At 61.0% G+C, this 6,910-nt stretch carries 6 protein-coding genes and 1 pseudogene; 6 read left to right on the top strand and 1 reads right to left on the bottom strand.

The genetic code is table 11. The features are described from left to right. Positions 1–905, bottom strand: a pseudogene (locus QZ522_RS16250) ((4Fe-4S)-binding protein); the annotation flags it as partial. A 382-nt stretch (positions 906–1,287) separates the two neighbouring features. On the opposite strand from QZ522_RS16250, the gene QZ522_RS16245 reads away from it, so the two are divergent. The 6 genes from QZ522_RS16245 to fdh3B form a co-directional block, all read left to right on the top strand. Continuing rightward, a complete protein-coding gene (locus QZ522_RS16245) occupies positions 1,288–1,836 on the top strand; it encodes a DUF3305 domain-containing protein (protein ID WP_294613963.1) in 549 nt (182 codons plus the stop codon). Beyond that, positions 1,833–2,474 (top strand): DUF3306 domain-containing protein, encoded by a 642-nt coding sequence (locus tag QZ522_RS16240; RefSeq protein ID WP_294613960.1) that lies wholly within the window; start codon positions 1,833–1,835, stop codon positions 2,472–2,474. Before QZ522_RS16245 ends, QZ522_RS16240 begins: the two co-directional genes overlap by 4 nt. Continuing rightward, positions 2,471–3,100, top strand: a complete 630-nt coding sequence (locus QZ522_RS16235; protein WP_294613955.1) for a molecular chaperone TorD family protein — start codon at positions 2,471–2,473, stop codon at positions 3,098–3,100. The genes QZ522_RS16240 and QZ522_RS16235 overlap by 4 nt, the downstream gene beginning before the upstream one ends. A 51-nt stretch (positions 3,101–3,151) precedes the next feature. Next, positions 3,152–3,343, top strand: a complete 192-nt coding sequence (locus QZ522_RS16230; protein ID WP_294613952.1) for a twin-arginine translocation signal domain-containing protein — start codon at positions 3,152–3,154, stop codon at positions 3,341–3,343. 111 nt (positions 3,344–3,454) lie between these two features. After that, positions 3,455–6,349 carry a formate dehydrogenase subunit alpha gene (locus tag QZ522_RS16225; protein WP_294613949.1) on the top strand — a complete coding sequence of 965 codons (2,895 nt, stop codon included), beginning with the start codon at positions 3,455–3,457 and terminating at the stop codon, positions 6,347–6,349. Positions 6,350–6,361: 12 nt separating this feature from the next. Then, a partial coding sequence (gene fdh3B, locus QZ522_RS16220; RefSeq protein WP_294613947.1) for a formate dehydrogenase FDH3 subunit beta occupies positions 6,362–6,910 on the top strand: 549 nt, incomplete at its 3' end.

Genomic DNA, 6,910 nt, shown 5'->3' with positions numbered 1-6,910 from the left:
GGGTCGATGCTGACATGCTCGCCCATGGGGGTGATCGCCCCGGTTGGGCAGATATCAAGACATTTGCTGCATCCGGTCTGTTCGGCGCGGCTATGGGCACAGATCAGCGGTTCCAGCGCCACATAAAGCGGTTTCTCAAAGGTGCCTATCATCTGCACCGCTTCGAACACCGCGTCTGACACGGCCGTCATGCTGCCGGGATCGGCGCGCAGATAGCCCTCGCGTTTTTGCGGTGCGGGAAACATCGGGGTGCCGCCGCCAAGGTCAAGGATCACATCACAGGCGGTCTGGCCGCCATCGCGCGCAGCCCCCCAGCCAAGCGCGCCGCGGCCCGCCGGATTGACCTGTTGCAGGGCATCAATCGTAAGGTCGAACTGTCCAAGCGCGCCCTTCGCGCGGGTCACATGGCCCCGGATCGCGTCAAAATCGCGGTTCTCCGGCGGGGCGCAATCATCGGTCAAAAGAACCGTGACACCCAGAAGCGGCGCCAGCTTTTCGGCGGCGGGGAGCACCACGTCAGAGGCCCCGATGATAAGGCAAAGCCCCTCGGAAATGACATCAATGGTCTTTTCGCGCGCTGCGGGCAGGCTGGCCTCGGCCAGAAGTGCGGCCATTTTGGGTAGTTTCGGGGCGCTGTCATTGCTCCATCCGGCGCGGTCGCGCAGGTCGGCAAATGCGGGTTCGGGGGCACCGATATCGGCGGCCAGCTCTTCGAAAACACGCTGTTCCTGGCGACAGCAAATAATTGCCTCGCCTGACTCGATTGCCTTGGCGGCCTGTCCGATTTCATCGGTGCAGAGCGCGGAATGCACCCGCGAACAGCCAAGGCCGGTGGCCTGTGCCAGGGCGTCGCCATCCAGCTTTTGAGTGCCGGAACAGTCGCACAAAATCAATTGCTTAGGCATTTTTACCCCAATGTTTTCGCGATGTTGAGAATAACGTTTGTTGCGTCGGTGCGGCCACAGAGTAGGCATGATTCGACCCCGTCGTAAACAGCAATTCGAATCACACCAACCCGGCGTGATGGCCCCGGTCGGGGGTGGGTGATTCGTTTTGGACAACCCCCTTGGGGCAATTGCTGCAAAGCGGCGAAAGCGGCATTCCGGTCAATCTGACCGTGTTCGGCCCGGACGCGCATGAAATCGGCCCAAAATGTCCTGTCTGTTCATTTGGTAGACCACGGCACACAGAAAGTGCTTTGAGTGGTCAGGAATCCGTACCAATCTAGACCTAACCAGCCAGGGACGAAAACCAAGCGTGATCTATAACCCTAAAACCTATGCTTCGATCCCTGTCGGGGTCGTCATTCGAAGGGCGCCCGGCGTGACCCGATGGGCGGCATGGTCTTGGCGCGCGGTTTCGGTGTTGCCCGGCGCGGGCGCGGCGGACTGGCGCGAGCTGCGCCGCGATGGCGATACGGTGGAATATCACGCGGCGACGGCGGTGATGGAATTGCACGGCGCGGAAACCGAAAGCTACCTTCAGGGGATTTCGGCGCGGGTGCCATCTGTGTACGTGGTGATGCGCGCGCGTGTCGCCGAGGATGCCGCGGCACGGCCCTTCGAGGTGGTGCTTGTGACCGCCTCGCCGTTCGAGGCCCAGGATTATGCCGATACCGGCGAGGAAATCGTCGAAAAGGTGGCCATGCCAGAGGGGCTTGTGGCCTGGGTGCGCGAATTCGTCGAGGAACATCACCAGGAAGAAACCTTCAAGAAGCGCCGCCGCGACAAGGCCGACGTCAGCCGTGTCGAGGATGGCATCGGCGATCCGCGCATCCACCAGATCAGCGATGTTTACCGCGCCCCTGCCTCGCTTCGTAAGGGGAGGGTCCATTGAGCCGGGGTGATTTCTGGACGCGCCGCAAGGCGCAGGTCGAGGCGGAAGCCGAGGCCGAAGCCCGCGCCATCGAGGCCGAGGCGCTTGCCGCGCGTGACGCGGAACTGGCCGAAAAGACCGACGCCGAGCTTCTGGAAGAGCTGGATTTGCCCGATCCCGACACACTGGGGCCGGGCGATGATTTCCGGGCCTTCATGACAAAGGCTGTGCCAGACCGGATCCGGCGCCGTGCGCTGCGTCGGCTCTGGCTGTCGAACCCGGCGCTGGCCAACCTTGACGGACTGCTGGATTACGGCGAAGATTTTACCGACAAGGCCAAGGTCCTTGAGCATATGCAGACCGCCTATCAGGTGGGCAAGGGCATGACCGCCCATGTCGAGGAGATGGCCCGGCAGGCCGAGCTTGAGGCGAACCCGCCCGAGGACGAGCCGCTTGAGGAAGAAGATCTGCTGGAGGAAGACCAGCCCGAGGCCACGGTCGCCATGGCCCAGGACGAACCGGAAGAGAAAGCGGCCGCAAGCGAGGTGCAAGACGCGACCGCATCGCCCACCGAGGCGGTCACGCAAGAGCCCGAAGAGGCCGCGCCGCGCCGCCGTATGAGTTTCGTATTTCAAGATCAGACCGGAGCATCGGTATGACCAACCAAGAGGCCCTGATGGAAAACCCAAGTCCCGCGCATGAGATCGCCGAAGAGGATCGCCTGCGCGCCGATCTTTATGACTACCTTGGCGTGATCCTGTCGCGCCCGCCCGAACAGGCGATGCTGGATCAGACCGCCGCGCTTACTGGCGGCGAGACCGAACTTGGCACGGCCATCGGCGCGTTGGCGCGGATCGCAGGGCTGAGTAAGGCACGCACGGTGGAAAGCGAGTTCAACGCGCTGTTCATCGGTCTTGGCCGGGGCGAACTGCTTCCCTATGCGAGCTATTACCTGACCGGGTTTCTTAACGAAAAGCCGTTGGCCGGGCTGCGCCGGGACATGGCCGCCCGCAGCATGACCCGCGCGCAGAACGTTTACGAGCCGGAAGACAACATTGCCTCTTTGATGGAGATGATGGCCGGGATGATCACCGGGCGATACGGCAAACCGGCAAGCCTTGAAGATCAGAAACAGTTCTTCGGCAAGCATATCGGCCCTTGGGCCGGTCACTTTTTCACGGATTTGGAAGCAGCGACCAATTCGGTTTTCTATGCTTCGGTCGGCGCTGTCGGCCGGGTCTATATGAATATCGAGGCGCAAGGCTTCCGGATGAGCGCGGGCTAGCCCGCATAACCGGCGGGGCAACCCGTCATCACCCAAGGGAGGAACACCCTTATGACCAAGAAGACCGAGGGCGAAACGAGCCGCCGCGATTTTCTGAAACTGGCCGGCACTGCTGCGCCTGCTGCTGCGGCTCTGGCCGTTGCGGGGGGAACCGCTGCCGAGGCGGCCCAGCCTGATCTGTCATCTGACAGAATGCAGGACACGGCGCATACCCGCGCCTATCTCGACAGCGCCCGGTTCTAAACCGCCGGACGAGGTCAAAACCGCTGACGACTGGTTGCGATAGGCCCGACTGTCAGAGGAAACATCAGTACCCGGCAGTGTCCGTCAGGACTGCCAAGGGAGGAGAGAAACATGCTTAGGAAAAAGACCAACGGGGTTGCGAGACGCCCCCAGCGGACCAGTATCCTGTCTGAGGTCGCCGAGAAGTCGGTCGACCGCCGCGCATTCCTGCGCGGCTCTGGTCTGGCCATTGGTGGCCTGGCCGCAATCGGTGCCATGGGCGGTACGGTGACGCGTGCAAACGCGCAGAGTGCAGCCAATGAAGCCGTCGAAACGATCAAATCCGTCTGCACTCACTGCTCGGTCGGCTGTACGGTCGTCGCCGAAGTCCAGAACGGTGTCTGGGTCGGGCAAGAACCCGGCTGGGACAGCCCGTTCAACCTTGGTGCGCATTGCGCCAAAGGTGCCTCGGTGCGTGAACACGCGCATGGCGAACGCCGCCTCAAGTACCCGATGAAGAAAGAGGGCGGTGAATGGAAGCGCATCAGCTGGGAACAGGCGATCGACGAGATCGGCGACGGCATGATGAAGATCCGCGAAGAAAGCGGACCTGACAGCGTCTATTGGCTCGGCTCTGCCAAGCACAACAACGAACAGGCCTACCTGTTCCGCAAGTTTGCTGCCTATTGGGGCACGAACAACGTGGATCACCAGGCCCGGATCTGTCACTCGACCACGGTTGCCGGTGTTGCAAACACCTGGGGCTATGGCGCGATGACCAACTCCTATAACGATATCCACAATTCCAAGGCGATCTTCATCATCGGCGGCAACCCTGCCGAGGCGCACCCCGTCTCGCTGTTGCACGTGCTGAAGGCCAAGGAACAGAACAACGCCCCTCTCATCGTCTGCGACCCGCGCTTTACCCGCACGGCGGCGCATGCCGATGAATATGTGCGCTTCCGTCCCGGTACGGACGTGGCGCTTGTCTGGGGTATTCTCTGGCACATCTTCGAGAATGGCTGGGAAGACAAGGAATTCATCCGCACCCGTGTCTGGGGCATGGATGAGATCAAGGACGAAGTCGCCAAGTGGACGCCCGAAGAGGTCGAGCGTGTTACCGGTGCGCCGGGTGAACAGCTTCGCCGCGTTGCGCGCACCATGGCCAACAACCGCCCCGGCACCGTTATCTGGTGCATGGGTGGCACCCAGCACACCAACGGCAACAACAACACCCGCGCCTATTGCATCCTGCAACTGGCCCTTGGCAACATGGGCACGTCGGGCGGTGGCACCAACATCTTCCGTGGCCACGACAACGTTCAGGGCGCAACCGACCTTGGTGTTTTGAGCCACACCCTGCCGGGCTATTACGGCCTGTCTGGCGGTGCCTGGGCCCATTGGGGCCGTGTCTGGGGCGAAGATGCCGAGTGGCTTGCCGGTCAGTTCGACAGCATCAAGGACAAGGACGGCAAGGACACGTCCTTGCAGAACCTCAAGGGTATCCCGGTCAGCCGCTGGATCGACGGTGTTCTGGAAGACGCGGAAAACATGGACCAGCCCAACAAGGTGCGTGCCATGGTTCTGTGGGGCCACGCGCCCAACTCTCAGACCCGCGGCAAGGAAATGAAAACGGCGATGGAAAAGCTGGACATGCTGGTCGTAGTCGACCCGTATCCCACCGTTTCCGCCGTCATGCATGACCGCACTGATGGCGTCTATCTTCTGCCGGCCTGTACGCAGTTCGAAACCCGCGGTTCCGTGACCGCATCGAACCGCTCGCTTCAGTGGCGTGACCGCGTGGTGACACCGCTGTTTGAAAGCAAGCCGGACGAGGTCATCATGGCCAAGTTCGCCAACAAGTTTGGCTGGGCCGACCGTTTCTTCCGCAATATCGAGATGGAAGACGCGGAAACGCCGAATGTCGAAAGCATCACCCGCGAATTCAACAGCGGCATGTGGACAGTCGGCTATACCGGTCAATCGCCTGAGCGCATCAAGAAGCACATGGCGAACCAGCACACCTTTGACCGCACCACGTTGCAGGCAAAAGGTGGTCCGGCAGATGGCGATTACTACGGTATGCCATGGCCGTGCTGGGGCACAGCCGAGATGAACCATCCGGGCACGCCCAACCTCTATGACCTGTCGAAACCTGTCAGCGAGGGTGGCCTGACCTTCCGTGCGCGTTTCGGCGTCGAGCGGGATGGCGACAATCTGCTGGCCGAGGGGGTTTATTCCGCCGGGTCGGAAATTCAGGACGGTTATCCTGAATTCACAATGCAGATGCTGATGGATCTTGGCTGGGACGGCGATCTTACCGCCGAAGAACGCGCGTCGATTGATGCCGTTGCCGGGCCGGGAACCAACTGGAAAACCGACCTTTCCGGCGGGATTCAGCGGGTTGCGATTGCCCATGAATGTGCGCCCTTCGGCAATGCCAAGGCGCGGGCCGTCGTCTGGACCTTCCCCGATCCGGTGCCCTTGCACCGCGAGCCGCTTTATACGAACCGGCGCGATCTGGTCGCGGATTATCCGACATACGAGGACCGGCACGATTACCGTCTGCCGACCATGTATGCCTCGATCCAGAAGAACGACTTCTCGAAAGAGTATCCGATCATCCTCACATCCGGCCGTCTGGTCGAATATGAAGGTGGCGGTGACGAGACCCGTTCAAACCCCTGGCTGGCCGAACTTCAGCAGGACATGTTCGTCGAAATCAATCCGCGCGATGCCAATAACCTTGGTGTGCGGGACGGCGCGCAGGTCTGGGTTGAAGGGGCCGAAGGCGCCAAGGTCAAGGTCATGGCAATGGTCACCGAACGGGTGGGCGAAGGTGTTGTCTTCATGCCCTTCCACTTCGGCGGTCATTTCGAAGGTAAGGATCTTCGGGCGAATTATCCCAAAGGGGCAGACCCCTATGTCTTGGGTGAAGCGTCCAACACGGCCCAGACCTATGGCTATGACTCAGTCACACAAATGCAAGAGACCAAGGCGACTCTTTGCAAAATCAGTGCAGCATAAGGAGATACTGACATGGCAAGAGCAAAGTTTCTTTGCGACGCCGAACGCTGCATCGAGTGTAATGCATGCGTAACGGCCTGTAAGAACGAGCACGAGGTGCCGTGGGGGATCAACCGCCGCAAGGTGGTCACGATCAACGACGGTAGTCCGGGCGAACGTTCGATCTCGGTGGCGTGTATGCATTGTTCAGATGCGCCGTGCATGGCTGTCTGTCCTGTGGATTGCTTCTATCAGAACGAAGAAGGCGTTGTTCTGCACTCCAAGGATCTGTGCATCGGCTGTGGCTATTGCTTCTATGCGTGCCCGTTTGGCGCGCCGCAATATCCGCAGGCCGGCAACTTCGGCAGCCGCGGCAAGATGGACAAGTGCACCTTCTGTGCCGGTGGCCCCGAGGAAAACCACTCGGCAGCAGAGTTCCAGAAGTACGGGCGCAACCGGATTGCAGAAGGCAAATTGCCGATCTGTGCCGAAATGTGCTCGACCAAGGCCCTGCTGGCGGGCGATGGCGACGTTGTGTCGGCCATCTACCGCGAGCGTGTCGTGGCGCGCGGCTTCGGCTCG

It is taken from the genome of uncultured Roseovarius sp. (genome assembly GCF_913054395.1).
GTDB lineage: Bacteria > Pseudomonadota > Alphaproteobacteria > Rhodobacterales > Rhodobacteraceae > Roseovarius.
The sequence above is the reverse complement of the archived record's forward strand: the minus strand, read 5'-3'. Positions and strand labels throughout refer to the sequence as shown.